This is a genomic window from Mycobacterium adipatum, assembly GCF_001644575.1.
Lineage (GTDB): Bacteria > Actinomycetota > Actinomycetes > Mycobacteriales > Mycobacteriaceae > Mycobacterium > Mycobacterium adipatum.
This window is the reverse complement of record NZ_CP015596.1, coordinates 1,746,870-1,773,156: the sequence shown is the minus strand read 5'-3', so window position 1 is coordinate 1,773,156 and position 26,287 is coordinate 1,746,870. Positions and strand designations below refer to the sequence as shown.

28 protein-coding genes and 1 tRNA gene are annotated in these 26,287 nt (G+C 68.7%); 12 read left to right on the top strand and 17 right to left on the bottom strand.

Annotated features, from left to right (window positions below; all coding sequences use genetic code 11):
* Positions 1-4: 4 nt before the first annotated feature.
* On the top strand, positions 5-1,198 hold the full coding sequence (locus A7U43_RS08490; RefSeq protein WP_156525867.1) for an AI-2E family transporter: 1,194 nt from the start codon (positions 5-7) through the stop codon (positions 1,196-1,198).
* 27 nt (positions 1,199-1,225) lie between these two features.
* Positions 1,226-1,298: transfer RNA gene (locus A7U43_RS08485), tRNA-Arg, on the top strand.
* A gap of 3 nt (positions 1,299-1,301) precedes the next feature.
* On the opposite strand, the gene A7U43_RS08480 is transcribed toward A7U43_RS08485, so the two are convergent.
* On the bottom strand, positions 1,302-1,754 hold the full coding sequence (locus A7U43_RS08480) for a carboxymuconolactone decarboxylase family protein (RefSeq protein WP_067993471.1): 453 nt from the start codon (positions 1,752-1,754) through the stop codon (positions 1,302-1,304).
* 203 nt (positions 1,755-1,957) lie between these two features.
* Between A7U43_RS08480 and A7U43_RS08475 the strand changes: the two genes are divergently transcribed.
* Genes A7U43_RS08475 through A7U43_RS08465 form a run of 3 tightly spaced genes read left to right on the top strand, consistent with a single transcriptional unit; the run spans position 1,958 to position 5,180 of the window.
* Complete coding sequence (locus A7U43_RS08475; protein ID WP_082902054.1) at positions 1,958-3,166, top strand: PP2C family protein-serine/threonine phosphatase; 1,209 nt, start codon at positions 1,958-1,960, stop codon at positions 3,164-3,166.
* Between the two features lie 2 nt (positions 3,167-3,168).
* Positions 3,169-4,737: a sensor histidine kinase gene (locus A7U43_RS08470; RefSeq protein WP_067993469.1), complete on the top strand. Its 1,569-nt coding sequence runs from the start codon at positions 3,169-3,171 to the stop codon at positions 4,735-4,737.
* Entirely contained in the window at positions 4,734-5,180 is a 447-nt protein-coding gene (locus tag A7U43_RS08465; RefSeq protein WP_067993467.1) for a response regulator, read from the top strand. Before A7U43_RS08470 ends, A7U43_RS08465 begins: the two co-directional genes overlap by 4 nt.
* On the opposite strand, the gene A7U43_RS08460 is transcribed toward A7U43_RS08465, so the two are convergent.
* The 5 genes from A7U43_RS08460 to A7U43_RS08440 are packed head-to-tail and all read right to left on the bottom strand — an operon-like array spanning position 5,153 to position 8,349.
* The gene (locus tag A7U43_RS08460) at positions 5,153-5,599 is read right to left on the bottom strand and encodes an ATP-binding protein (protein ID WP_067993464.1); all 447 of its coding nucleotides are present in this window, start codon (positions 5,597-5,599) and stop codon (positions 5,153-5,155) included. The genes A7U43_RS08465 and A7U43_RS08460 overlap by 28 nt on opposite strands.
* Positions 5,600-5,632: 33 nt before the next feature.
* Positions 5,633-5,995, bottom strand: a complete 363-nt coding sequence (locus tag A7U43_RS08455) for an STAS domain-containing protein (RefSeq protein ID WP_067993453.1) — start codon at positions 5,993-5,995, stop codon at positions 5,633-5,635.
* An 11-nt stretch (positions 5,996-6,006) separates the two neighbouring features.
* The gene (locus tag A7U43_RS08450; protein WP_231963553.1) at positions 6,007-7,233 is read right to left on the bottom strand and encodes an MFS transporter; all 1,227 of its coding nucleotides are present in this window, start codon (positions 7,231-7,233) and stop codon (positions 6,007-6,009) included.
* 58 nt (positions 7,234-7,291) lie between these two features.
* Positions 7,292-7,888, bottom strand: coding sequence for a methylated-DNA--[protein]-cysteine S-methyltransferase (locus tag A7U43_RS08445; protein ID WP_067993448.1), 597 nt, complete (start codon positions 7,886-7,888; stop codon positions 7,292-7,294).
* Positions 7,885-8,349, bottom strand: coding sequence for an RNA polymerase sigma factor (locus A7U43_RS08440; protein ID WP_067993445.1), 465 nt, complete (start codon positions 8,347-8,349; stop codon positions 7,885-7,887). Before A7U43_RS08440 ends, A7U43_RS08445 begins: the two co-directional genes overlap by 4 nt.
* 104 nt (positions 8,350-8,453) lie before the next feature.
* Between A7U43_RS08440 and A7U43_RS08435 the strand changes: the two genes are divergently transcribed.
* The 4 genes from A7U43_RS08435 to A7U43_RS08420 all read left to right on the top strand — a co-directional run bounded on the left by A7U43_RS08435 (position 8,454) and on the right by A7U43_RS08420 (position 12,556).
* A complete protein-coding gene (locus A7U43_RS08435; protein WP_067993443.1) occupies positions 8,454-9,659 on the top strand; it encodes an acetyl-CoA acetyltransferase in 1,206 nt (401 codons plus the stop codon).
* Positions 9,656-11,143 carry a carotenoid oxygenase family protein gene (locus A7U43_RS08430; RefSeq protein WP_067993440.1) on the top strand — a complete coding sequence of 496 codons (1,488 nt, stop codon included), beginning with the start codon at positions 9,656-9,658 and terminating at the stop codon, positions 11,141-11,143. The genes A7U43_RS08435 and A7U43_RS08430 overlap by 4 nt, the downstream gene beginning before the upstream one ends.
* Before the next feature lie 23 nt (positions 11,144-11,166).
* Positions 11,167-12,015, top strand: a complete 849-nt coding sequence (locus tag A7U43_RS08425; protein WP_068002195.1) for a winged helix-turn-helix transcriptional regulator — start codon at positions 11,167-11,169, stop codon at positions 12,013-12,015.
* A gap of 94 nt (positions 12,016-12,109) precedes the next feature.
* Positions 12,110-12,556 carry an Hsp20/alpha crystallin family protein gene (locus A7U43_RS08420; protein ID WP_067993438.1) on the top strand — a complete coding sequence of 149 codons (447 nt, stop codon included), beginning with the start codon at positions 12,110-12,112 and terminating at the stop codon, positions 12,554-12,556.
* On the opposite strand, the gene A7U43_RS08415 is transcribed toward A7U43_RS08420, so the two are convergent.
* Together A7U43_RS08415 and A7U43_RS08410 are read right to left on the bottom strand one after the other, a co-directional pair.
* Positions 12,553-13,137, bottom strand: a complete 585-nt coding sequence (locus tag A7U43_RS08415) for a GNAT family N-acetyltransferase (RefSeq protein WP_068002192.1) — start codon at positions 13,135-13,137, stop codon at positions 12,553-12,555. The genes A7U43_RS08420 and A7U43_RS08415 overlap by 4 nt on opposite strands.
* Positions 13,134-13,556, bottom strand: coding sequence for a hypothetical protein (locus A7U43_RS08410; RefSeq protein WP_067993436.1), 423 nt, complete (start codon positions 13,554-13,556; stop codon positions 13,134-13,136). The genes A7U43_RS08415 and A7U43_RS08410 overlap by 4 nt, the downstream gene beginning before the upstream one ends.
* A gap of 42 nt (positions 13,557-13,598) precedes the next feature.
* Here A7U43_RS08410 and A7U43_RS08405 point away from each other — a divergent pair, with 42 nt between their 5' ends.
* On the top strand, positions 13,599-14,039 hold the full coding sequence (locus tag A7U43_RS08405) for a cupin domain-containing protein (RefSeq protein ID WP_067993434.1): 441 nt from the start codon (positions 13,599-13,601) through the stop codon (positions 14,037-14,039).
* Here the strand turns inward: A7U43_RS08405 and A7U43_RS08400 are convergent.
* The 7 genes from A7U43_RS08400 to A7U43_RS08370 all read right to left on the bottom strand — a co-directional run bounded on the left by A7U43_RS08400 (position 14,036) and on the right by A7U43_RS08370 (position 21,405).
* Complete coding sequence (locus A7U43_RS08400) at positions 14,036-14,803, bottom strand: VOC family protein (protein WP_067993432.1); 768 nt, start codon at positions 14,801-14,803, stop codon at positions 14,036-14,038. The genes A7U43_RS08405 and A7U43_RS08400 overlap by 4 nt on opposite strands.
* A 115-nt stretch (positions 14,804-14,918) precedes the next feature.
* On the bottom strand, positions 14,919-15,350 hold the full coding sequence (locus tag A7U43_RS08395) for a type II toxin-antitoxin system Rv0910 family toxin (protein WP_067993429.1): 432 nt from the start codon (positions 15,348-15,350) through the stop codon (positions 14,919-14,921).
* Positions 15,351-15,590, bottom strand: a complete 240-nt coding sequence (locus tag A7U43_RS08390; protein ID WP_067993426.1) for an antitoxin — start codon at positions 15,588-15,590, stop codon at positions 15,351-15,353.
* Between the two features lie 9 nt (positions 15,591-15,599).
* A complete protein-coding gene (locus A7U43_RS08385; RefSeq protein ID WP_067993425.1) occupies positions 15,600-17,963 on the bottom strand; it encodes a cation-translocating P-type ATPase in 2,364 nt (787 codons plus the stop codon).
* A 5-nt stretch (positions 17,964-17,968) separates the two neighbouring features.
* Positions 17,969-19,546, bottom strand: coding sequence for a serine hydrolase (locus tag A7U43_RS08380; RefSeq protein ID WP_082902392.1), 1,578 nt, complete (start codon positions 19,544-19,546; stop codon positions 17,969-17,971).
* A gap of 18 nt (positions 19,547-19,564) precedes the next feature.
* The gene (locus tag A7U43_RS08375) at positions 19,565-20,659 is read right to left on the bottom strand and encodes an MBL fold metallo-hydrolase (RefSeq protein WP_067993420.1); all 1,095 of its coding nucleotides are present in this window, start codon (positions 20,657-20,659) and stop codon (positions 19,565-19,567) included.
* Positions 20,659-21,405 (bottom strand): enoyl-CoA hydratase, encoded by a 747-nt coding sequence (locus A7U43_RS08370; RefSeq protein WP_067993415.1) that lies wholly within the window; start codon positions 21,403-21,405, stop codon positions 20,659-20,661. Before A7U43_RS08370 ends, A7U43_RS08375 begins: the two co-directional genes overlap by 1 nt.
* 26 nt (positions 21,406-21,431) lie before the next feature.
* On the opposite strand from A7U43_RS08370, the gene A7U43_RS08365 reads away from it, so the two are divergent.
* The gene (locus tag A7U43_RS08365) at positions 21,432-22,922 is read left to right on the top strand and encodes a carboxyl transferase domain-containing protein (protein ID WP_067993413.1); all 1,491 of its coding nucleotides are present in this window, start codon (positions 21,432-21,434) and stop codon (positions 22,920-22,922) included.
* A gap of 16 nt (positions 22,923-22,938) precedes the next feature.
* Here the strand turns inward: A7U43_RS08365 and A7U43_RS08360 are convergent, their stop codons facing one another.
* Complete coding sequence (locus tag A7U43_RS08360; protein ID WP_067993410.1) at positions 22,939-23,703, bottom strand: response regulator transcription factor; 765 nt, start codon at positions 23,701-23,703, stop codon at positions 22,939-22,941.
* Between the two features lie 156 nt (positions 23,704-23,859).
* Between A7U43_RS08360 and A7U43_RS08355 the strand changes: the two genes are divergently transcribed.
* Positions 23,860-24,279: a DoxX family protein gene (locus tag A7U43_RS08355; protein WP_082902052.1), complete on the top strand. Its 420-nt coding sequence runs from the start codon at positions 23,860-23,862 to the stop codon at positions 24,277-24,279.
* A 1-nt stretch (position 24,280) separates the two neighbouring features.
* Here A7U43_RS08355 and A7U43_RS08350 read toward each other — a convergent pair whose 3' ends face one another.
* Positions 24,281-26,287 (bottom strand): YhgE/Pip domain-containing protein, encoded by a 2,007-nt coding sequence (locus A7U43_RS08350; RefSeq protein WP_067993407.1) that lies wholly within the window; start codon positions 26,285-26,287, stop codon positions 24,281-24,283.

Below are 26,287 nucleotides of genomic sequence, written 5' to 3'. Positions count from 1 at the left end.
TCAGATGAGCACGGCGGCGCCCCCCGGCGGTGTCGAACGACCGGACGCGGCCGACGGTCACAACGACATGGTGGCCCAGCCGCACGACGACGACGAGGGCCCGGTCGCGGCGGCCGAACTGCAAGCCGCCGAAATGGCCTCGCCCGAACGGCCGCTCGGCGCGCCGGGGAAGCGGTTCGACCGCCGCTCCCCGTTCTTCATCGGCCTGGCCGGCTCCGCCGGGGTGGCCGTCACCTACGGCGCGGTTCAGCTCGCCGCGTCGTTGTCCTCGATCCTCATCCTGATCGGCGTCGCGTTCTTCCTGGCGCTCGGTCTGGAACCGGTGGTGTCTTGGTGCGTGAATCACGGACTGCGGCGGTGGCTGGCGACGGTGCTGGTGTTCGTCGTGTTCCTGGCCGGGATAGCGGGCTTCATCGCGGCGGCCATCCCGCCGTTGTTCGCGCAGCTGACCGAGCTGGTCACCCTGGCGCCGCAGTATCTGCAGCAGGCGCAGGACAATTCGTCGTTCATCGGCCGTGTCAACGAGCGCCTGCACCTGCAGCAGCGGATCACCGAGGCCGTCGACAGGGTCGACGGCTCGATGATGAACCAGGTGCTCAGTGCCGGAACGGCGGTCCTCGGTGCGGTGGCCGACACCCTCATCACGATCGTGCTGACGCTCTATTTCCTTGCCGATATGCCACGGATCCGCACCACCTTGTACCGGCTGGTCCCGCATACCCGGCGACCGCGCGCGATCCTGATCGGCGACGAGGTCTTCGCCAAGGTCGGCGCCTACGTGCTGGGCAACGTGCTGATCTCACTGCTGGCCGGGGCGGTCACGCTGATCTGGCTGACGGCGTTCGACGTGCCCTACGCGCTGCTGCTGGCGATCATGGTCGCCATTCTGGACCTGGTGCCGATCGTGGGCTCGACGATTGCCGGGGTGATCGTCGGGGCGGTCGCGCTGACGGTGTCACTGCCGATCTGCATCGCGACCATCGTCTTCTACGTGGTGTTCCAGCTCATCGAGGATTACGCGCTGGTCCCGAAGATCATCGGCCGGGCCGTGCATGTGCCGGCGCTGACGACACTGGTCGCTGTGCTGATCGGCGGCTCGCTGCTGGGCGTCGTCGGTGCGCTGGTGGCCATCCCGATCGCCGCCGCGGTGCAACTCATCGTCGAGGAAGTCCTCTATCCGCGACTGGACACGGTCTGAGCTAGAGTTCTACAGCGCAGGTCCCCGGCCCCCGTAGCTCAGGGGATAGAGCACGGCTCTCCTAAAGCCGGTGTCGCATGTTCGAATCATGCCGGGGGCACCCTCATGGCCCCACCGGATAGTGGCTGGCGATGGCGATCCGATTCCAGCCGTTCATCTCGACGGCCAGCCAGACCACGGCCGCGATCTGCTGCGTCGACAGCGCCGACTCCACATCCACCGCCGGCGTCGCCGCGGTGTGCTCGTCGGCGATGCGGGTGACCCGCTCGGCCAGGGTCAGCGCGGCCCGCTCCGGCTCGTCGAAATACTGCGACTCCCACCAGGCCGGCAGGACGGCGAGCCGGTCCGCCGTCTCGCCGGCGGCGATGGCGTCGCGGGTGTGCATCCGCAGGCAGAAAGCGCAGCCGTTGATCTGCGAGACCCGCAGCTTCACCAGCTCGACCAGCAGTGCCGACAGCCCGGCGGCTTGCGTGGCCTCTTTGACCTTGGCGTCGAAGACGGCGAACGCCTCATACGGTCCGGAGAACTGCTTGCTGATGTTGACGTGCGGGAGCATGGCGATTCCTTCACTGTGACGGACGGTCACACACCTGACGGAACAGCACGCCGGAATGTGACGCCGGTCAGCCGTTACACGACGTAACTGCCCGTACAGCGATATCCCGATACCCGTCTCTGGGTAAGGTCGAGGAGTTGATGCCCGAACCGCAATACCGCGCGACCGGGGCCGAAGCCCCAGGTGGAGGATTGGTTTTTTCCATGCGCGCGCCGCAGTCCCCGATGCCTTCGCCCGGGCCGAACGTTGCCACCGCCGCCGGCGGGGCGCGGTTGTCGCTGCTTCTGGTGGAGGATGACCGCGCGGACGCGTTGCTGGTCGAGGAGCTCATCGCCGACGCGGCCGGTGAGTTCGACTACCTCTGGTGCCAGACCATCTCCGAAGCCGCCCGCGCGTTGACCGACAGGCGCCCGGACTGCATCCTGCTGGACCTGAATCTGCCCGATTCCACCGGCATGGACGCCGTGCACCGTCTCGGCGGGCTGGACGACACCATCCCGATCATCGTGTTGACCGGTCTCACCGACGAGCACTTCGGGGTGACCGCGGTGTCCTCGGGTGCCCAGGACTACCTGGTCAAGGGCCGCGTCGAGCCCGACACCCTGCGCCGCGCGGTGCTGTACGCCATCGAACGCAAGCGCGCCGAGCTGGCCACCGTCGACCTGCACGCCAGCCGCATGCGCGCGTTGGAGAACGCCCGCCTGGAGCGCGGCCTGTTGCCCTCACCGGTGCTGCTGGACTCCCCCGGCGTCGACATCGTCACCCGATCGCGCCCCAGCCGCCAGGACGCCCTGTTGGGCGGCGATTTCTACGATGTGGTGCAGACCGACAACCGCACGGTGCACGTGATGATCGGCGATGTCGCCGGGCACGGCCCGGACGAGGCGGCCCTGGGCGTGGCACTGCGCATCGGGTGGCGCGCGCTGACATTCGCGGGTCTGCGCGGCAATGAACGAATGCGCGAACTCGACCGGATCCTGACCACCGAGCGCCCGAGTAACGGCATCTTCGCGACCCTGCTCAGTGTGGCCCTCGAGCCCGACAGTGGCCGCTTCACCGCCGTCCGGGCCGGTCATCCCGGTCTGCTGCTGCAGGGCGGCGGCACGGTGGATTGGCTGGAGCCGCGCCCCGGTGCGGCCCTGGGGCTCGGCGCCCGCGAATGGCCGGTCGAACATTACGAACTGCCGAAGGGCCACGGGCTGCTGCTGCTCACCGACGGGCTCTTCGAGGGGCATTCCGGGCGCGGTGACGAGCGGCTCGGTGAAGAAGGATTGCTCACCATGGCCCGCACCCTCGCCGGGTTGCCGGGCTCCGATTTCGTCGAGGCGCTCATCGTGGCCGCCGAGTCACGGGCGGCGCTGCACGGCGGGCTCACCGACGACATCGCGGTGATCAGAGTGGAGCGCTGCTGACAATGAAACTGACGGTGCAGGGTTGGCAGAACCTGGTGCTCGCGGTCCTGGGTACGGCCGTGCTGGGGTGCTCGATCGCCGCCACCATCCTGGTGGGGCAGGCCGACCAGGTGTCCAATCAGCTGCGCGACGGCGTCCAGCCGGCCCGCGTGGCCGCCTATCAACTCCAGGCCGCACTGCGGGATCAGGAGACCGCGGTCCGTGGCTACCTGCTCACCGCCGACCCGCGTTTCCTCGATCCGTACCACGACGGCCGGGCCTCGGAAACCGCTGCCGCCGAACAGATCCGGCAAGATCTGGCCGGTAGCGACGAGCTGCTCACCGACCTCGACAGGATCGAGGCGGCCGCCGAGCAGTGGCGCGACGAGTACGCGGGCCCGCTGGTCGCCGGCATCGTCGGGGCCGAGCAGCTCGACGACGCGAGCATCAACGAGGGCAGGGCGCTCTTCGACCGGCTACGCGAGCTGTTCACCGTCCAGAACGATCACCTCACCGAAGCCCGGGCGGCCGGATTGATCGAACTCGACGAGATCCGGGGCTGGCGCGATGCGGTCATGATCGCGATGATCCTGACGTTCGTGGTGACCGCGGTACTGCTGGCGGTGGTGATGCATAACGCCGTCACCCGTCCGCTGTCGGCGCTGGCCGCGGCATGCCGGCGGATCACCGAGGGCAACTTCGGCGAACGCATCATTCCGCGCGGGCCCACCGATATCCGCGCCATCGGCGCCGACGTGGAGGACATGCGCCAGCGCATCGTCGACGAGCTGGAGATCTCCCGGTCCGCGCGGGCCGCCCTCGACGAACAGGCCGACGAATTGCGCCGCTCCAATGCCGAGCTCGAGCAGTTCGCCTATGTCGCGTCGCATGATCTGCAGGAACCGCTGCGCAAGGTCGCATCCTTCTGCCAGCTGCTGGAGCGGCGCTACGGCGACAAGCTCGACGAACGCGGGATCGAGTACATCGGCTACGCCGTGGACGGCGCCAAACGGATGCAGGTGCTGATCAACGATCTGCTCACCTTCTCCCGCGTCGGTCGCCTCAACGCGACGACCACCGAGGTCGACCTCAACGCCGTCGTGAACGCGGCCATGATCAACCTGGCCACCGCCATCGACGAAACCGGCGCCGAGATCGTGCTGCCCGCCGACCCGCTGCCCACCATCGACGGGGATCCCACGTTGCTGGCGATGGTGTGGCAGAACCTGATCGGCAATGCGGTGAAATTCCATCGTGCCGGGCTGGCGCCGCGGATCGTGATCGAGTGCGCCGACGGCACCGGGGAGCACGCCGACAAGCATCTGTTCACCGTCACCGACAACGGGATCGGCATCGGGGAGGAATTCGTCGACAAGGTCTTCGTCATCTTCCAACGGCTGCACGGGCGCGATTCCTACACCGGCACCGGCATCGGTCTGGCGTTGTGTAAGAAGATCATCGAGTACCACGGCGGCACGATCTGGATCGATACCACCTACACCGACGGCACGCGGTTCACATTCACGTTGCCCGCCACCCCGACCACCGCGCCCGACCTGGCCGCACAACCCGAGCTGGAAGGAAGCATGTGAGCTACCCGGACGAAACTCGACCGATCGACATCCTGCTCGTCGAGGACGATCCCGGTGACGAACTGATCACCCGGGAAGCGTTCGAGCACAACAAGATCAAGAACAACTTGCATGTCGCTCATGACGGCGAGGAGGGCCTGGACTTCCTGTACCGGCGCGGCAAGTTCGCCGATGCGCCACGGCCGGATCTGATCCTGCTGGATCTCAACCTACCCAAGTACGACGGCAGGCAACTGTTGGAGAAGATCAAATCCGATGACAGCCTGAGCCTCATCCCGATCGTCGTGCTCACCACCTCATCGGCCGAGGAGGACATTCTGCGCAGCTACAAGCTGCACGCCAACGCCTATGTGACCAAGCCGGTGGACCTCGACCAGTTCATGAGCGCGGTGCGCCAGATCGACGAGTTCTTCGTTCAGGTGGTGCGGCTACCGCAGTTCTGAACGATCTGATCCCACTGCAGGCGCACCTCGGTGCCGGCCGCGGTGGTGTCGATATCGGCGCGATCCGCCAGCGCCCGCATCAGCGGAATGCCGCGGCCGCGTGCCGGGTTGGCGACGCTGTCGTCCTTGGCCCGCCAGCGCCCTTCGTCGGTGACCGTCACGGTCAGCACACCCGCGCCGTCGTCATAGTCGGCGCGCACATGCATCGGGCCGGGTTGCGGGGCATCGACATAGGCGAACTCGGCGGCGTTGGCCAGCGCCTCGTAGACGGCCAACAGCACATCGCTGGACTTCTCCGGGTCCAGCGCGAAGCACCGGTTGAGCCACTCGGCCAGCTCCTGCCGAATCTGGGCAGCGTGCTGCGGGCCGGCGATCACGCCGATCTTCGCGAATGTTGCGGAATCGCCTTGCTCTGTCATGTCGACGTGCTGGCTACCCGTTTGCCGGCGTTTCTAACGTTGCAGGGCAGCTAGGGCCTCATCGAGTGTCGCGAAGAGATCGAGGACGTCGGCGATACCCACCAACTTGAGCGGCCGACTGGTGGCCGGGCCGTCCGCGACGACGACGAGTTTCACGGCGGGCGCCAGATCGCCGTGCGCGGCGACGAGTACCCCCATGCCCGCCGAGGCCAGAAATTCCACGGCGGTGAAGTCGACGACGACTGCCGGCGGTGCCGATGCGGCGGCATCGGCGATCGCCGCTTCCAGCTTGGGCGCGGTGATCATGTCCACCGTGCCGGCCACCGACACGATGCTGATATCGCCCACCCGGTCCTGCTTGATGTTCCCGTTGGCCGCTGCTGGCTGGCTGCTCATCGTTCCTCCGTCTACGCGCACCCGGGGTAGCTGGGCGTCGAGGACGCACAGACCAGGTCCTGGTCCCGGGCTACCCCATCGTAGTCACGTCGCCTGGCGTGGCTGACCTCGGACGCAATGACCGCGACCAGGATGGACGCCGCCGCGGCGGCCAGCAACACCGGCACACCGTGCGGAAGTGCGGCGGCGCCGATGAGCGGCGCGATCGAGATCCCGACGTACATCGCCGTCGAATACCACGCCAGCGCGATGTTTGCGTGGCGCGAATCGATGAGTGCGAGCCGGTACTGGATGGCCACCGAGGCCGCGAATCCCCCGATGCCCGACAGCGTGAACACCAGGGCGGTCGCCACCAACGACCCGTGCGCGGGGATCAGCGAGACGAACGCGGTGGCCTGGGCGGCCAGCACGATCTGCAGCGTGCGGCGGCTGCCGATGCGGTCGGCCAACCGGCCACCCACCACGTTGCCGATGACGCCGGCCACGCCGTAGGCCAGCAGCAGGATCGCCAGCCGCTTGTGGTCCCCGCCGGTGGCGTCGTGGGTGATCACCGCGCTGAAGATGTAGACCATGTTGAACGCCAGCGTCATCAGCAGGGAGGCGGCGATGGCGAACACGATGCGCGGGTCCCGCAGCACGACGGCGCGCGACCGCAGGTCCACCGCGGCGCTGCGCGGGACATCCCGCACCATCAGCAGCAGGGCCGGTACCAGCACCGCGGCCAGTCCCGCCAGCACCGACAGCGGCAGCCGCCAGCCACCGATATCGGCCAGCGCGGTGCCGATCGGGGACCCGATCGCCATGGCCAGCGTGAAGCCCATACCCACCAGCGCGATGGCACGGCCGCGCTGCGGCAACGGCACCATCACGGGCGCGGCGGCCATCGCCGAGGGCACCAGTGCCGCGCCACCCAGGGCCGCGATGATGCGCCCGGCGGTGAAGACGGTGAAGGTGCCGGCGGCCGCGGCGAGGAAGGTGCCGGCGGCGATGAGCACCAATCCGGCCGCCATCACGCGCTCCGGACGGACCCGGCCGCAGGTCATCGAGACCAGTGGGGACGCGACGGCCACCACGATGGCGTAGATGGAGATGGAGTAGCCGATGGTGGCGGGCCCGACACCGAGCGCGTGGGCGATCTGCGGCAGCACGCCGGCGATGACGAAGGCATTGGTGGCCACGACGAACAGGCCGAGCGCCAACAGGCCGAGGCGCAGCGCGCTCGCCCTGGCCAGCCTCACCCGCACCTCACCTCACAACGAATTGGTACCCCAGCGTACCCGGTCTCCCGTCGCTCGCTCAGTCCGCCTCCAGCGCCAGCAGCGTCGCCTTGGCCGCACTTCCGCCGGCGTACTGGCCGATGGATCCGTCGGTGCGCACCACCCGGTGACACGGGATCACCAGCGGCAGCGGATTACGCGCACACGCACTGCCCACCGCGCGCACCGCCTTCGGGCTGCCGACCGCTGCCGCGATGTGCGCATAACTCGCCCGATGCCCGTACTCGATATGGCGTAGCTCGTCGACCACCCGGCGCCGGAATCCGTCGGTGAGCCGCAGATCCAGGTTTAGGTCGAACCGGGTGCGCCGGCCCGCGAGATACTCGTCGATCTCGGCGACGGCGGCGTCGAGCCGGCCCGGGGCGTGCAGCACCCGCGGACTGATCCGCTGTGCCAGGCCGGCCAGTTCGCCGTCCATCCCGCTCCGGTCGATGTAGGCCACCCGCACCAGCCCGACGGGTGTGGCGGCCAACAGCAGCCGGCCGACCGTGGTGTCGTGGGTCCGGTAGGCCACGTCGAGCAGGCCGGCGTCATGAGCCGCACGCTCGAGTCGGGCGTGCAGCCGGGCCAGGGTCGGCGCGTCGGCGCCGATGCCGTCGAAGAGTTCGGTCATCATTCATCCCTCGGATAGGTGGTGCGCAGCGTCTTGATGCCGTCGGCCGCGGCGCGGCGGGCGGCGTCGGCGGATCCGCCGAGCAGTACCGCGATGTCGGCGTACGGCAGACCGGCCAGGTAGCGGTAGGCCAGGGTCCGACGCTGTTTGTCCGGCAACGCCTCCAGCGCCGACCACAGGTCCGGATCGTGGTGGTCGAGCCGCCCGGTGTCGCGGACCTCGGCGACCGGAGCCGGCGCCCGGGACACCGCGCGCCCGAGGTCGATGGCCTTGCGGTGTGCGATGGTCACCAGCCAGGCCTCCACATTGGCGTGCGGGTCCAGCTCCGGATAGGCCTTCATGGCGGACAGGAATGTCTCCGACCAGGCGTCCTCGGCATCGGAAGGGCGCAGCACCGCCCGGCACACCCGCAGCACCGTCGGCCCGAATTCGGTCACGATGTCCTCGAATGGCCGTCGCACCATCCCATTGTGTAGACCGGTCACGTCGAGTAGACGCCCCGGCGGGGCGAAACGTGAGATGTCGACTTCCCCCGACTAACTCTCTTAGTTGTAGTACCGTCACGCGCATGGGCGCCGACGTGTGGATCCTGGGCGGGTATCAGAGTGATTACGCGCGCAACCTGCAGCGCGAGGGCCACGATCTCGCCGACCTGACCGCCGAGGTGGTCCGGGAGACCTTGGCCGCGGCCCGCACGCCCGCGGCCGCGATCGGCGTGGTGCACGTCGCCAACGCCTTTGGTGAGATGTTTGCCGCCCAAGGTCACCTGGGCGCGATGCCGGCCACCGTCGAACCCGACCTGTGGGACGTCCCGGCCTCCCGGCACGAGGCGGCCTGCGCGTCCGGCAGTGTCGCCGCCCTGGCCGCCATCGCCGATCTGCGCTCCGGCGCCTATGACAGCGCACTGGTCATCGGGGTGGAACTGGAGAAGACGGTCCCCGGCGATGTCGCCGCCGCCTACCTCGGCGCGGCCGCCTGGACCGGACATGAGGGCGCCGACGCCACGTTCATGTGGCCGTACATGTTCAGCCGCGTCGCCGATGAGTACGACCGCCGGTACGGCCTCGATGACGCTCATCTCGATGCGATCTCACGGTTGAACTACGCGAACGCCCGCGCCAACCCGAATGCCCAGACCCGGGACTGGCAGGTCGACGCGACGTCGAACCCCGTGGTGGAGGGCCGGATCCGCCGGCTGGACTGTAGCCAGATGACCGACGGCGGCGCCGGGGTGGTGCTGGTGAGCGACGCCTTTCTGCGGGCTCACCCCACCGCCCGGCCGATCGGGCGGATCGACGGCTGGGGCCACCGCACCGTCGGTCTGGGCCTGCAGCAGAAACTGGACCGCTCGGCGAACGATCTGTACGTGCTGCCGCATGTGCGTGGCGCGGCGCTCGACGCGTTCACCCGTGCCGGCATCGGTGTCGACGATCTCGACGGTATCGAGGTGCACGACTGTTTCACGCCGAGTGAATATCTCGCCATCGACCACATCGGCTTGACCGGGCCGGGCGAATCGTGGAAGGCCATCGAGAACGGCGAGATCGAGGTCGGCGGCCGGCTGCCGGTCAACCCGAGTGGCGGGTTGATCGGCGGCGGGCACCCCGTCGGCGCCAGCGGTATCCGGATGCTGCTCGACGCCGCCAAACAGGTCAGCGGTACCGCGGGCGCCTATCAGGTGGACGGCGCGAAAGCGTTCGGCACCTTGAACTTCGGTGGTAGCACCGCCACCACCGTCAGCTTTGTCGTCGGCACTGCCAAGGAGCTCCTATGAACACCGATCTCGTCGCGAAATTCGCGTCCACCCTGCCCCCGGACGACGATCACCCCTACCGCACCGGCCCTTGGCGACCGCAGACCTGCGAATGGGACTCCGACGACCTGGTGGCCGTCGAGGGTGAGATCCCGACCGACCTGGACGGGGTGTACCTGCGCAACACCGAGAACCCGCTGCACCCGGCGTTCAAGGCCTACCACCCGTTCGACGGGGACGGCATGCTGCACATCGTCGGATTCCGGGACGGAAAGGCGAACTACCGCAACAGGTTCGTCCGCACCGACGGCTTCCTGGCCGAGAACGAGGCCGGCGGCCCGCTGTGGCCCGGCATCGCCGAGCCGGTGGAGTGGGCCAAGCGCGACCACGGGTGGGGCGCACGCACCCTGATGAAGGATGCGTCGAGCACCGACGTCACCGTGCACCGCGGCGTCGCGCTGAGCAGCTTCTACCAGTGCGGCGACCTGTACCGCATCGATCCCTACACCGGCGACACCCTGGGCACACAGGGGTGGGTGCCGCCCGGGCTGGGCGTATCCGCACATCCGAAAGTGGACGACGCGACCGGCGAGTTGTTGTTCTTCAACTACGGCAAGGATGCGCCGTACCTGCACTACGGGGTGGTCGACGAGAGCAACACGCTGGTGCACTACGTGGACGTCGAGCTGCCCGGCCCACGGCTGCCCCACGATATGGCGTTCACCGACAACTACGTGATTCTCAACGACTTTCCGCTGTTCTGGGATGCCGAGTTCCTCAAGCACAATGCGCACATCCCACGCCTGCACCGCGATATGCCGTCGCGGTTCGCGGTGCTGCCGCGGCGCGGCGGGCCCGGCGATGTGATGTGGTTCGAGGCCGAGACGACCTACGTCCTGCACTTCACCAACGCCTTCGAGGACGGCGACGAGATCGTGCTGGACGGGTTCTTCCAGGGCGAACCCGAACCCACCGAAGGCGCCGCCTTCGGCATGAACCCGAAGTGGCAGCGCATCTTCCGCGGACTGTCGCTGGACGGGATGCAGACCAGGCTGCACCGGTGGCGGTTCAACCTGGTCACCGGACAGACCCGGGAAGAGCAGTTGTCGGACAGCATCACCGAATTCGGGATGATCAACTCCGGCTTCGCCGGACGCCCCTACCGCTACACCTACGCCGCCACCGGCAAGCCGGGTTGGTTCCTGTTCGAAGGCCTGGTCCGGCACGACTTGCACACCGGCGCCGAACAACGGTTCGCCTTCGGAGACGGCGTGTACGGCAGCGAGACGGCGATGGCGCCCCGGGTCGGCAGTCGGGGTGAGGACGACGGATATCTGGTCACCCTGACCACCGATATGAACGCCGACGCGTCCTATTGCGTGGTGTTCGACGCGGCCCGGGTGTCCGACGGTCCGGTGTGCAAACTCGCACTGCCCGAACGGATCTCCAGCGGTACGCACTCCACCTGGGCACCCGGATCGGAACTGCGGCGCTGGCGCGGGTGACCCGGCCCAACGCCGTCGGGCGGATGCTCGGGCTGCTCGGCGATGAATGGACGCTGCTGATCGTGCAGCAGGCGCTGCTGGGCGCCTCCCGGTACGGGGAATTCGTCGATCGGCTGCCGATCTCACACTCGGTGCTGACCCGACGTCTGGTCGGCATGGTCCAGCACGATCTGCTGACGCGCCGCCAGTACCAGTCCGGACCGCCGCGCCATGAGTATCTGCTCACCGCCCGCGGCCGCGCCCTGTGGCCGGTGCTGGTGTCGATCTGGAACTGGGAGCGCCGGTGGGTGCCCGAGCATGCCCTGCCCGCCATGCGACACGGCGATTGCGGCCAGGAATTCGCACCGGTGCTGACCTGTCAAGGGTGCGGCCTGGCCGTCGACGAGGAGCACCTTGCCGTGCGGTGGGGTCCGAGCGGGTCGTGGCCGCGTTCGATGCCCGAGGGCTCCAGCAGGCGTCGTTCGCACGGCGACCGGGCCGCCCAGGCCGATCTGTTCCCGCAGACCATGAGCATCCTGGGCAACCGGTGGGCGTTCGCCATCATGGTCGCCGCCTTCGTCGGGACGACCCGGTTCACCGATTTCGCCGATCAGCTCGGGGCGCCACCGGGTTCGCTGACCGACCGGTTGCAGGTGCTCACCGCCAACGGCGTACTCGACTCCGCCGACGGCCGCTACCGGCTGACACCGAAGGGCCGCGCGGTGCTTCCGATCATCCTGACCGCGCTGGCCTGGGCCCAGCGCTGGTACGCCGTGGCCGAGGGGCCCGCCGTCCTGCTCACCCACACCTGCTGTGGCGCAGCGTATGTCGGGGTACTGACCTGTGGCGGATGCGCTGGCGAACTGCACGCCGATCGGGTCATCCGGGACTAGCACTCTCTGGCGTCGAGTGCTAAATTCGAGGGTGCACAGTGATTGGCTGCCCGCCGGGGTGGCGGGCTCTTGAGTAACGAGGAGGTGGATTGCTGTGCTTCGTTTCGATCCGTTCAGTGACCTGGACTCCATCACCCGCAACCTGCTGGCCGGCCAGACCGGCTCCGCACGCGCACCCAGGTTCATGCCCATGGACCTGTGCAAGATCGACGACCACTACGTGCTGACCGCGGACCTGCCGGGTATCGACCCCGGCTCGGTGGACATCGATGTCGACAACGGCACCCTGACGATCTCCGCCCATCGCACCGCTCGCTCCGAGGATTCGGTGCAGTGGTTGACCAATGAGCGGTTCTTCGGCAGCTACCGCCGACAGCTATCGCTCGGTGAAGGCATTGACACCGAAGCCATCTCGGCCACCTACGAGAACGGGGTGCTCACCCTGACGATCCCGCTGGCCGAACGGGCCCGCCCGCGCAAGATCGAGATCGCGCACAACGCGCAGAAGTCGGTCGAGGCGCCGGTCGTCGACGCCGGCTAGTGCGGCGCGGTGCGGTCTGACCGGTAGGTCAGGTTGGACCGCACCGCCGGCCACTCGATGTCCAGGATGGAGTAGACGGCGGTGTCCCGGCGCGACCCGTCGGCCAGCAGCTGATGGCTGCGCAGCACGCCGTCGAGCTTCGCACCGAGGCGTTCGATCGCCGCCCGGCTGGCCGAATTGAACAGGTGGGTGCGGAATTCCACGGCCACACAGTCGAGCACGTCGAAGGCGTGGGTGAGCAACAGCAACTTGGCCTCGGTGTTCACCCCGGTGCGCCGCGCCGGCGCCACATACCAGGTGGCCCCGATCTCCAGGCGCCGGTTCGGCCCGTCGATGTGCAGGTAGCTCGTCGACCCGATCACGGTGCCGTCCAGGCGGCGCACCACGAAGGCGAACCCGTGCGGATCGGCCAGCCGGGCCTGCACCCAGGCGGCCGCGGTATCCGGTGTCGGCACATTGGTGAACCACAGGTCGCCGGCCTCGGCGGCCGCCGCCGCGATCTCCGCGGTATGCCCGGCCTGCAGCGGTTCCAGCGTCACCCAGCGCGGGCCGGTCAGCACCACCGGCCCTACGAAGCTCATGCCCGCCTCCACGCCACCACCATCGCCAGCACGGACAACACGGCGGCGAGGACCGTCGCGGCCGCGGCCAGGTACATGCCGTACCCGGCTGCCACCGGCGCCTGCACATACAGCCGGAAGTACCAGCCGATCAGCGCTGCCACGACCATCGAAATCGACAGTGCCGCAGAGGATGCCAACCGCGCGGACAGTTCACGGGCGGCCATCGCGGCGGCCACGATCAGTGTCGCGGCCAGCAACACGATCAGCTGACCCACCCCGAACCCCGGCGGCGGCACCCCGATCGACCCGACCTTGCCGCCGATCGCATTGGCCCGGCCGCCACCGTCGGCGGTGGTGGTCAACCACGGCAACCAGGCGCTCACCGCCAACACCAGCGCACAACAGGCGACCAGCCAGCCGGGACGCAATCGAGCCATGCGCCACAGGTTATCGGGTCACCCTGCGTACCCTGGATCCCCATGACGGAACTACCCGATTGGGCCCGCCAGCTCGAGCTATCCCCGCACCCCGAGGGGGGCTGGTATCGCGAAACCTGGCGCAGTGAGCTGACCATTCCCCAGTCGGCCCTGCCGTCGGACTACACCGGGCCGCGCCGGGCCGGGACGGCGATCCTGTTCCTGCTGATGCCCGGCCAGCAGTCGGCCTGGCACACCGTGCGCAGCGCCGAGCTGTGGTTGCATCACCGCGGCAGCCCCCTGCTGCTGGAGGTCGGCCGGGAGCAGGCTTCGGCGGACACCGTGGTGCTCGGGCCCGATATCGCCGCCGGCGAGCAGCCGCAGTGGATCGTGCCGCCCGGGCATTGGCAGCGGGCGATGCCGCGCGATCAGGAGCCCACGCTGGTCAGTTGTGTGGTGGTACCGGGATTCGACTTCGCCGACTTCGCGCTGGGCGCCGGTTAGGGCTGCAACGAGGACAGGTTGAATCCGGCGCCGGTCGGGTCGGCCACCGCGGCCAGCCGGCCGTAGGGGGTGTCCTCGGCCGGCCGGACGATGCTGCCGCCGTTGTCGACGATCAGTTCCACGGTCTTGTCGACATCGTCGGCACCCAGGAAGAACGTCCAGACCGACGGAGCGTCGGCGGCCATGAACGCGCCACCGTCCATCACACCGATCCGCTGTTCGCCGTCGAACAGCACAGTGCTGTAGCGGAATTCATCGGAATCGGCCTCGACCTGGGTCTGCCAGCCGAACGCCGCGCGGTAGAAGTCCAGGGTGGCGGCGAAGTCCCGGGTGGTCAACTGATGCCAGACCGGCGAGCCCGCCACACCGGCGGCCTGGAAACCCAGATGTTCGGTGGGCTGCCACAATCCGATCAGGCCGCCGGTCGGGTCGGCGACCATCGCCATCCGGCCCTTGGCCGGGATATCCATGGCGCCGCCACAGCTGAATCCGCCCCCGGCGGTCATCGCCGCGATGGTGGCGTCCGCGTCGGCGGTGTGCAGGTAGGTGCTCCAACCGTCGGGCATGTTCCACTGCGGATCATTGGCCATCAGTCCGGCGACCAGGGCGCCGTCGACGAAGGCGCTGACGTAGCCGCCGTACTCGGGTCCGCCCGACTCGAAGGTCCAGCCGAAGACCGTGCCATAGAACTGTCGGGCACGGTCGAGATCGGAGGTGGACAGGTCGATCCAGCACGGGGCGCCAAGCGGGTGTGAGGTTGTCATGCCGGTACCGACTCGGGTGCCCCCGAAAACTCATCGCGCACCGCGCCGAAACCCGCGCAATGGTCGCAATCGGCTAGGCGACAGCAACCATTGCGCGCATTTCGGCGGCATCCAACTAGGAGTACACCGCCTTGAACTGGTCCAGCGACTGGCGGATGTCGCTCTTCAACGCACCGGCGACCACCATGCCGATCGGGCCGAACAGCGCGGGCCCGCCCAGGTGGATGTCCAGTTGCACGGCGGCACCCTCGACCACGGGCTTGACCCGGGCGATGAGCTTGATCTTCACCCCGCCGACACCGTTGCCGTTGAGTGTCATCGACTCCGGCGGCTTGTAGTTCACGACCGTCCAGCGCACGCGGTTGAGCATGCCCTTGACCTCGACGATCGATTCGATCTCGGTGCCCTTACCCAGCTCCTCGGGCAGCGCGGAGCGCCACATCTTGTGGATGCTCAGCCACTCCTTGAACCGCGCGAGATCCGATGCCGACTCCCAGGCCTGCTCCGGCGACAGGGGGACGTCGACGGAGACGGAGAGCTTGGCCATCTACGGCGCGGGAGGGGCGGCCGGCGGCTGTCCGGACTGCTGGGTGGGCGGCACCGGTGGTGGCGGGGTGCCGGCCTGTTCGCGGGCCGCCTTCTTCGCGGCGTCCTGGACCTTGTCCACATGCTCGGCGTATTTGCCCTGGGTTTTCTTGTCGACCAGGTCACCGGCCTTGTCGATGACCGTGTCGACCTTGTCGGCGTTCTTCGCCACCAGGCCCTTGATCTTGTCCAAGAAACTCATGACACAACCCTAGCGCCACAACCGCCGCGGTTCGCCCGCCCAGCGACCCTCCACCCACCAGGCGACCTCGATGCTCACCGCCGCCACCACCCCGATCCCCAGGGCCATCGAGGTCAGCGCGAGGTTGGACGGGTCGAGCAGAAACGTCCGCTGGGCCAGCGGGATGGAGAAGATGACCACATAGGCCAGCCCGGACACCGCCACCAACGCGACCCGCCACCATTCATAGGGCCGGGCCACCACGGCCAGCACCCACACCGAGCCGACGAGCAGCGTGATCAGCGCCGTCGTCGAGGCCTGGGTCTGTTGCTCGGCCGTCGCGCCGCGCCCCTCGTAGGCCAGCAGGTAGGACACGAAGGTGCTCACGCCGACGATCACACCGGCCGGCAGCGCCGAGGTCATCACCCGGCGCACGAACCCGGGCCGGGCCCGTTCCGAGTTCGGCGCCAGCGACAGGATGAACGCCGGGATGCCGATGGTGAACCACGCCGCGATGGTGACGTGGATCGGCTGGAACGGATACAGCAGCGGGTCGCCCCCGAACAGGTCGGCCGACAGTCCGCCGATGCCGACGAGCGCGGCCAGCAGCACCGAGTACACCGTCTTGGTGAGGAACAGGTTCGAGACCCGCTCGATATTGCCGATCACCCGGCGGCCCTCGCCCACGACGTAGGGCAGCGTGGCGAACTTGTTGTCCAGCAGCACGATCTGCGCCACCGCACGCGATGCCGAGCTCCCCGAGCCCATCGCCACGCCGATATCGGCGTCCTTGAGCGCCAGCACGTCGTTGACGCCGTCACCGGTCATCGCCACGGTGTGCCCGCGGGACTGCAAGGCGTGCACCATGGCGCGCTTCTGGTCCGGGCGGACCCGGCCGAAGGTGGTGTACTCCTCGACCGCACCGGCGAGCTCCTCGGCCTGCTCGGGCAGCCGTCGGGCGTCCAGGGTTTCGCCGTGCAGACCCAGCGTGCCGGCCACCGCGCCCACCGATCTGGCGTTGTCACCGGAGATCACCTTGACGGTGACCTGTTGGGAGGCAAAGTATTCAAGGGTGTCCCGGGCGTCGGGGCGCACGCGTTGTTCCAGGACGACGAGCGCGACGGGGGTGACGGTGCCGGGAGCGGCCGCGTCGTCGACGCTGCGGTCCGACGATCCCAGCAGCAGCACCCGCAAGCCCTGGGCGCCGATCTCCTCGGCCTGCTCGGCCTCCGGTGAGGCCGGCGCCAAGAGCACGTCGGGGGCGCCGATCACCCAGTTACCGTGCTCGCCATAGGAGGTGCCGCTCCATTTGGTGGCGGATTTGAACGGGGCACTGGCGGTGGCCGTCCAGCCCGGCGCGGTGCCATAGGCCTCGGCGATGGCGGCCATGCTGGCGTTGGGCCGGGGGTCGTCGGCGGCCAGCTGGGCCAGCACCGTTGCGGCATCCGAGGTCCCGAAGGTCTTCACCTGCGACAGCCGCATCCCGTTCTCGGTGAGCGTGCCGGTCTTGTCGGCGCACACCACGTCGACGCGCGCCAGGCCCTCGATGGCCGGCAGCTCCTGCACCAGGCACTGTCGCCGGCCCAGCCGCACCACCCCGACGGCGAAGGCGATGGACGTCATGAGCACCAGGCCCTCGGGCACCATCGGCACCAGCGCCCCGACCATCCGCAGCACCGATTCCCTCCAGCCGGCGTCGGTGGTGAACAGTTGGGTGTAGATGATCAGTGCACCGGCGGGCAGCAGCAGATAGGTGATGAACTGCAGGATCTTGTTGATACCGCTGCGCAGTTCGGATTTCACGAGGGTGAACTTGCTGGCCTCCTCCGCCAGCTGAGCGGCGTAGGCCTCCCGTCCGACCTTGGTGGCCCGGTAGGCACCGGAGCCGGCGACCACGAAACTGCCCGACATCACCATGTCCCCGGGGTCTTTGGCCAACGGGTCGGCCTCACCGGTCAGCAGCGACTCGTCGACCTCGAGGTTGTTCTCCTCCAACACTTCCCCGTCGACGGTGATCTGGTCGCCAGGACCCACCTCGATGACATCGCCGAGCACCACCGCACTGGGCGCCAGGGCCCGCGTCCCGGACTGTCTGCGCACCATGGGTTTGGCTTGCCCGACGATGGCCAGCTTGTCCAGTGTCTGCTTGGCGCGCAGCTCCTGGATGATGCCGATCGCGCTGTTGGCGACGATCAGCAGCCCGAACAGCCCGTTGATCACCGAACCGGTGGCCACCACGATCGCGAACAGCACACCGAGGATCGCATTGATGCGGGTGAATACGTTGGCGCGCACGATTTCCGAGACGCTGCGCGCCGCCCGCGTCGGCACGTCGTTGGTCTGGCCGGCGGCCACTCGCTGGGCGACTTCGGCATCGCTCAGACCGGTGATCATGGTTGTCACTTGATGAATACCGCCTCATCGAAATACTCGAGGGTGAGCTTCGGACCGTCGAAGGTGGCCTTGGAGATCGTGCCCGGCGGCGCATTCTCGGTGACCAGCGTGAAGGTGAACACGTTGCCGTCGCGGTGAGCCAGTTCGAAGGAATCCCCACGCGGCCCGAGCGCGAGCACCAGCTTGCCGTCCCGCTCGGACACCACCGCGGGACCCCAGAAGTCGTTGCGGTAGGAGCCCACATAACTCGACAGGGGTTGTGCCGGATCGGGATCGGCGAGCGGCGGCGCGCCGACAAGCGATCCGACCGGGTCACCCATCGGCAGCAGCTTGGAACTGTACAGCTCATACCAGGGTTCCCGGACCTCGCCGAACTGCACCAGATCCGCGAACTGGGCGGTCAGCGCCTCCGGCACACCCGACATCGTGCCGTTGGTCAGGGCGACGATCCCGACATCGGCCGAGGGCAGCATCGCCACGTTGGTTCCGGCGCCGAGCTCGAAGGCACCGGAGTGGCTCAGTTCGGTGCGGGCCGCCGAGGTGGTGCCCACGTTGAATCCGTAGCCGTAGAAACCCGACCGCATCGCGGGTTCGGCACCCCTGCTGGAGACCACCTGCGGGGTGAGCGCGGGTAGCAGCGCGGCGGCATCGATGAGTTGGCGGTCGTCGAGTTTCCCCTCGGCCAACACCATCGACATCCAGCGCGTCATATCGTTGACCGACGAGCTCGCGCCGCCCGCGGGTGCCTGCGGATCGGCATTGCGGACGTAGCGCGGCTGATAGTCCCGCGGACCCACCCGAATGTGCCCGACGGCCCGGTTGGATCGGGTCTCGTAATCGGCGAAGCGGTAGCTGGTCGAGTTCATCCCGAGCGGACCGAACAGCGACTCCTGTGCCAGCCGCTCCCACGGCAGGCCGGCGGCGACCGACACCGCCTCGGCGGCCGCGGTCAGCCCGAAGTTGGTGTACGCGTAGGAGATCCGAAACGGGTCCAGCGGCAGCTGGCGCAGCCGTTCGAGCACGGCACGGCGGTCGTATCCGATGTCCTCCAGTTTGTCCCCGGCATGGTCGGGCAGCCCGGAGCGGTGCGAGAACAGGTCGCCGACGGTGAGCATCGCGGTGACGCCCGGGTCCGACAACGCGAACCACGGCAGTTCGTCGACCACGGGGGTGTCCCAGCCGACGGTCTGGTCGTCGACCTGCCGGGCGACCACGGTGGCGCTCAGCGGTTTGGACAACGAGGCGAGTTGAAAGACCGTATCCGGGTCCACCGGCTCCTGGGAGCGCACATCGCGGACACCGAAACCCTTTGCGTACACCGTCTTTCCGCCATGCACGACGGCCACCGCCAGCCCCGGAACACCGGACTCCCGCAGCAGTTCTGCGGCCAGGCCGTCCAGCTTGGACACCGCGTTCTCGACCGCGTTGTCCGGCAACGGCATCGCGGGCACCAGTGGTGGCGGCACCGGCGCCGACGGGGATGCCACCGGCGCCGGTGTTCCCTGACTGGGTTGCGCCGTATTCGGGGCTCCGCACCCGGCCACCAGCACGGCGGACGCGGCGATGCTCAAGATCAGTCTCACCCCGACCACGCTATCGGGTCAGTCCCGCCACCATGCGTCGTTCACGGCCGAGCTGACCAGCTGGCCCGGCCTCGGCGTCGCCACCGCCACCCCCTCGGCGGCGGCCGCGCGCAACATCCGCTCCACGGGCTCCGACCAGGGGTGCGGCGCCAACCGGAACGTCGCCCAGTGGATCGGCACCAGCAGCCCGGTGTCGGTGACATCGCGGTGGGCGCGCACCGCCTCCTCCGGGTTCATGTGGATATCCGGCCAGCCGGGGTGATAGGCGCCGATCGGCATGAGGGTGAGGTCGAACGGCCCCCAGGTGTCGCCGATGCCGGTGAAGCCGGCCGTGTAGCCGGTGTCACCGCCGAAGAACACCCGGTGGCGCGGTCCGATCACCGCCCAGGACGACCATAGCGTCACGTTGCGGGTCAGGAAGCGGCCGGAGAAATGCCGCGCCGGCGTGCACACCAGGCGCAGCGATCCCAGTTCGGCACTCTCGTCCCAGTCCAGCTCGACGATCCGTTCCGGCGGCAGACCCCAGGTGAGCAGGTGTGCGCCGATTCCGAGCGGGACGTAGAACGTGGCGCGCTGACTGCGGGCCAGTGTCTTGATGGTGTGGATGTCGAGATGGTCGTAGTGGTCGTGACTGATGATCACGGCGTCGATCGCGGGCAGTTCGTCGAGGTGCGCGGGCACCGGATGCAGGCGCTGCGGTCCGATGACCCGCGACGGGGAGCACCGCTGGCTCCAGACCGGGTCGGCCAGCACCCGGTAGCCGTCGACCTCGATGAGCGCCGAGGAATGCCCGTACCAGGTGACGGCGAGATCGGCGGGCGGGGCGTCGACCGTGGGCCGCACCAGCGGGATCTCCTGGGGAGGGCGCTGACGCTGCCCACCGGTGACCAGGTCACGCACCAGGGCGAACTGATCGGCTCTGGTGAGCTGGGCGGCCGAGGCCGGTTCGCGGTTGACGAACACGCCCTTGTCGTAGTTCGGCGACTTCTTGGCGTGCGGGCCGATATCGGCGGCACCGAGCGCCGACGGCGCGCCCTGCACCGCGCGCAGCACCCAGCCACCGGCAACCACGGCAGTGGTTCCGCCCAGCAACCGGGCCGCCTGCGCGAACATCAGGCGCCGAGGAAGTTCGGAGGACGCTTCTCGATCCGGGCGACCTGGGCCTCGATCACGTCCGGGCTGGCCCAGGCCTTGTCGAAGCCCGCCTTGTGCGCCGGCCAGGGCTCCTCGTAGGCGCCGTCATCGTTGAGGACCCGCTTGGAGTGCGCGACCGACAGCGGGGCGAACCCGGCGATCTCGGCGGCCCAGGCCTGGGTGTCGGCGAGGGTGCCGACCCGGTTGACCATGCCGGTCTGTACCGCAGTGTCGAGGTCGAGCCGCTCGGCGGCGATCAACATCCCGCGGGCCCGGCCGTGCCCGACCAGCGAGACCAGCCGTCGGATCGACCAGTTGTCGAGCGCCAGCCCGTACTTGGCGATCGGGAACTGAAAGTAGGTCCCCGGCGCCGCGACCCGCAGATCGCAGATCATCGCCAAGATGACTCCGGCCCCGATCGCCGGGCCGTTCAACGCCGCGATGATCGGTACCGGGCTGGCGTCGATGGCCAGGTTCAGCTGCTTGGCCCGCTCCGGGAGATCCTTGGCCACGCCTTCGGCGTCGGAGAGGTCCGCGCCGGCGCTGAACACCGATCCCTGCCCGGTGAGCACGATGGCGCGAACCCCGGAGGTCGCGGAATTCTGGCTGGCCTTCTCGATCTCTTCCCGCAGGCCGTCGACGAGGGCGGCGTTGAGGGCGTTGCGGCGCTCGGGGCGTTGCATTTCCAGAGTGAGGACGTTGCCGTCACGGGTCACACCAATCATGAACCCCAGCCTATTAGCCTTCTCGTGTGAGCAGCGCGCTGGCACTACGTGATGCCGTCCTGGACGAGGGTTCCTTCCGCAGCTGGGACAGCGCCCCGCTGCAGGTGGCCCGGTCCGACGCCTACCGCGCGGAGCTACGTGCCGCCGCCGAGAAGTCGGGCCTGGACGAGTCGGTGCTGACCGGTGAGGGCACCGTGCACGGCCGGCGGGTGGCGGTGCTGGCCTGCGAGTTCGACTTCCTTGCCGGTTCGATCGGGGTGGCTGCGGCGGAGCGGATCACCGCGGCGATCACCCGTGCGACCGCCGAGCGGCTGCCATTGCTGGCCTCCCCCGCGTCCGGCGGTACACGCATGCAGGAGGGCACCGTCGCCTTCCTGCAGATGGTGAAGATCGCGGCCGCCGTCGAGTTGCACAAGCGCGAACACCTGCCCTACATCGTGTATCTGCGTCACCCCACCACCGGCGGGGTCTTCGCGTCCTGGGGGTCGCTCGGGCACGTGACCGCCGCCGAACCGGGCGCGCTGATCGGCTTCCTGGGCCCCCGGGTGTACGAGCAGCTCTACGGCGAGAAGTTCCCGCCGGACGTGCAGACCGCCGAGAACCTGTACCGGCACGGCGTCATCGACGGCGTGGTGCCCCCGGAGGCGCTGCGTTCGGTGCTCGACCGGACGCTGGCGGTGATCCTCGATCCGCCCGGCCCACCACCACCGGCTCCGCAGCCGGCCGCCATTGCCGACATCCCGGCCTGGGATTCCGTGCTGGCGTCGCGGCGGCCCGATCGCCCCGGCGCCGAGTACGTGCTGCGGCACGGGGCGACGGACCCGGTGGTGCTCTCGGCTTCCGGCGGCCCGGAGCGGCGCGACCCGGACACCGAGCAGGACACGACTTCCGGTCAGACGCTGCTGGCGCTGGCCCGGTTCGGCGGTCAACCGGCGGTGGTACTCGGCCAGCGCCGCCTCGGCATGCTGGGCCCGGAGGCGCTGCGCGCGGCGCGCCGCGGGATGGCGCTGGCCGCCGGTCTGCGGTTACCGCTGGTGTCCTTCATCGATACCGCCGGCCCGGCACTCTCGGCCGACGCCGAGCAGGACGGCCTCGCCGGTGAGATCGCGCGCTGCCTGGCCGAATTGGTGACCGTGCCGGTGCCGACGGTGTCCATCCTGCTCGGCCAGGGCAGCGGCGGGCCCGCGCTGGCGATGGTGCCCGCCGATCGGGTACTGGCCGCCCAGCACGGCTGGCTGGCGCCACTGCCACCCGAGGGCGCCAGCGCCATCGTCTTCCGCGATACCGACCACGCACCGGAACTGTCTGCGGCCCAAGGCATCCGATCGGCCGACCTGTTGCGTAACGGAATCGTCGATGTCATCGTCGCCGAACAACCCGACGCGGCGGACGAGCCAAAGGCATTCACGGCGCGCCTCTCGGCGACCATCGCCGGCGAGCTGCACCGGCTGCGCGCCATGTCCGATATCGAACGGGTCGGCACCCGGCTGCACCGTTACCGGCGCATCGGGCTGTGAACCGGCGATCGGCGGCTCACGGCGCGGCGCGCAGCAGGTAACCGACACCGCGCACGGTGTGGATCATCGGTTCGCGGTCGGTGTCGAGCTTCTTGCGTAGATACGACACGTACAGATCCACGATGCTGGTCCGACCACCGAAGTCGTAATCCCACACGTGTTGCAGTATCTCGTTGCGGCTCAAGGCACGTCGCGGGTTGCGCATCATGAACCGGAGCAGGTCGAACTCGGTGGAGGTCAGTGCGACCGGCTCGCCGCCGCGAGTGACCGCACGGCTGGGCACATCCAGGGCGAGGTCCCCGACGACCAGCGATTCGTCCTCGGCCGGCGTCAGATAGGCGGTACGGCGCAGCAGTCCGCGCAGCCGGGCCACCAACTCTTCGAGTGAGAACGGTTTGGTCATGTAATCGTCGCCGCCGGCGGTCAGCCCGGTGACCCGGTCGGCCACCGAATCCCGCGCCGTGAGAAACAGCGTCGGTGTGTAGGGACCCGAATCACGGATCTGGGCGAGCACACCGAGGCCGTCGGTATCGGGCAGCATGATGTCGAGCACCAGCAGATCGGGGGTGGCGGCGCGGTATTTGGCGACGGCCTCGGCCGCATCATGGGCGACGTCGATCTCCCAACCCTCGTACTGCAGGGCCATCCGCACCAGATTGGTCAGCGCGCGTTCGTCATCGACGAGCAGCACCCGGATCGGTGAACCGTCGGCGCGGTACATCCGCGGCAACTGGCCGAGGATGGCTCGGCGGGGCCGCCGGTCTTCGGCCGGTGTGGACATCACCGGACCATTGTCGCCGTCGGCGGCCGCCGAAGCAGCGGCAACAACATTTGAATCGTCTATGAGTGTGCCCGCCGGCGCCCGTCCGGCCAGAAGACTTGGCACCCAGACGCACCGGACATCCCGTCCGCGCAGCCACCGAAAGGGCCGACCACCATGTCCACCTCCACGGACCGCGCCGCACGCAGCACGTCGGGACGCGGCACCCGCCCGATACCCGATGCCGACATCGCCCTCGGAGTGTTCCGGATGGTCGTCGGGCTCATGTTCGCGATGCACGGAACGGCGAAACTGTTCGGCTTCCCCAGCGGCACCGTCGCGGCGTTCGGTGCCTGGCCGATGTGGTGGGCCGGAGCGCTCGAGATCGTGCTCGGTCTGCTCATCGCGATCGGTCTGCTGGCCCGTTCGGCCGCGTTCATCGCGGCCGGCATGATGGCGGTCGCCTACTTCTGGCGGCACTTCCCGGACGCGTTCTGGCCCATCGACAACGGCGGCGAGACCGCGGTGCTCTACTGCTTCATCTTCCTGTTGCTGGTCGCCATCGGCCCGGGCTCGCTCGCGGTGTCGCGCCGCTGACTCAGACCTCGATCGGCGGGTTCAGCCGTTCCATCGTGTACTGCCGGTCGCGCCGCGCCGCCCAGGAACTGGCCGCCAGCGCCGCCACCAACAGACCGGTGAGCACCGCGATCGCGATCCACAGCCGGGAATCCACACCTCCGGCGATGGTCTGCCGTAACCCGTTGACGGCGTAGGTCATCGGATCGAACGGGTGCAGAATCTGGAAGGGCTTGGCCGTCGTCTCGACCGGGTAGATACCGCCGGCGGACACCAGCTGCAGCATCAGGAATGCCAGCGTGACCACCCTGCCCACCGACACACCGAACAGCGCGTTGAAGGCCTGGATGATGGCCAGGAACGTCGCGCCGATCAGCAGTAGCAGCGCCACGGTGGCCAGCGGATACTTGGCTTGCAGGCCGACGCCGAAGTGCACCACCAGGTACATCACCGCGACCTGGCAGACGACGATCAACAGCGCGGGCCAATACGATGCCAGCACCACCCGCAGCGCGCCGAGCCCGTACACGATCGGGCGGGACTGCACCGGTTTCAACAACATCCAGATGATGAGCGCACCGATGAACAGCGCCAGCGGCAGGAAGAACGGGGCGAATCCGGTACCGAATGTGGGGGCCGGGTTGTCGGTGGTGAGTTCCAGGCTGACGGGAGCGGCCAGGGTGCGGGCCACCTCGGTACGCTGCTGCGGCGTCCACGACGGGACCTGCGCCGAGCCCTCCTTGAGCTTGCTGGCCAGTTCCGCGCTGCCGTCGGCAAGTTGCTGTGTGCCGTCGGCGAGCTGTGTTGCCCCCGAGGACAACTGGCCGCCGCCGCGGGCCAGTTGCACCAGGCCGCTGTTGAGTTGGTGCGCGCCGGTGTCGAGCCGGTCCACGCCGTCCTTGAGGGCGGCGACGTCATCGCGCAGGCCACCGTCCAGCGCCCGGGTGATGAACACCCGCAGCTTGCTGTTCGGGTCACCGAGTTCACCTTCGAGCCGGGACGCACTGTCCCGCAACCGAATCAAACCGTCGTCGGTGGCCGGGTCGATACCGTTGGCCCGCAGCAGGCGCTGCGCCCCGGCCAGCACGTCGCCGGCATGGCGCACGGTCGGGTCCGGGTTCGTCTGCAGCAGAGCGAGAGCCTGATCGACGATGGCGGCGGCCTGGGCCTGATCGACGTTGAGCGCGGCCACCCGGTCGGTGGTGGAGCGCACCGCCGAGCTGAGCCGCTGCGCCAGCTGACCGACCTCGTCGGGATTGAGCTGCAGCCCACTCACCCGATCCAGCATCTCCAGCAGCGGGCCCGTCGCGGAGTCCACCCGGGTGGCCAGCTGGCGGGTGCCGGCCATCAGCTGCGCAGAACCGTCCCGCGCGACCGCCAGCCCGGCGGTCAGTTCGCCTGCGCCCGAGGCCAACCGCTGAGCCCCGTCGTTGGCCTGCGCGTTACCGGCGGCCAACTGCTGGGCACCGTCGGCGGCCTTCACCAGGCCGTCACCGGCGTCGGTCAGCCCGGTCAGCACGGTCTCCAGGGTGCGCTGCCCGATGCTCGCGTTGACCTGGTTGATCACCTCACGGGCGGCGTTCTGACCGATGATCGATCCGAGATAGTTGTTGGCATCGTTGAAGGTGAAGTCGATCCGCGCCTGCTGCGGGGCGTTCCCCGACGGGGAGGCGATATCGGCGCTGAAGTCCCGCGGCAGCGTCACCGAGAAGTAGTACTTGCCGCTGCTCACCCCGTCGGCGGCCTCGGTGGCCGAGACCTCATGCAGTTGCAGCTGACCGGAATTCAGCAGGGCGTCGGCGACCTGGGCGCCGGCGTCGAGTTTCTTACCGTCGACCACGGTGCCGGTGTCCTCGTTGACCAGAGCGACCGGCACCTTGTTCACCGCATCGAACGGGTTCCAGAACGCCCACAGATACATGGCGCCGTACAACAATGGCATCAGCACCACGGTGACCAGCGCGATGCGCGGCATCGCGCCCCGCGAGAACCGTTTGAGGTCGGTGCCCAGCGACATTCCGGCAAGCAT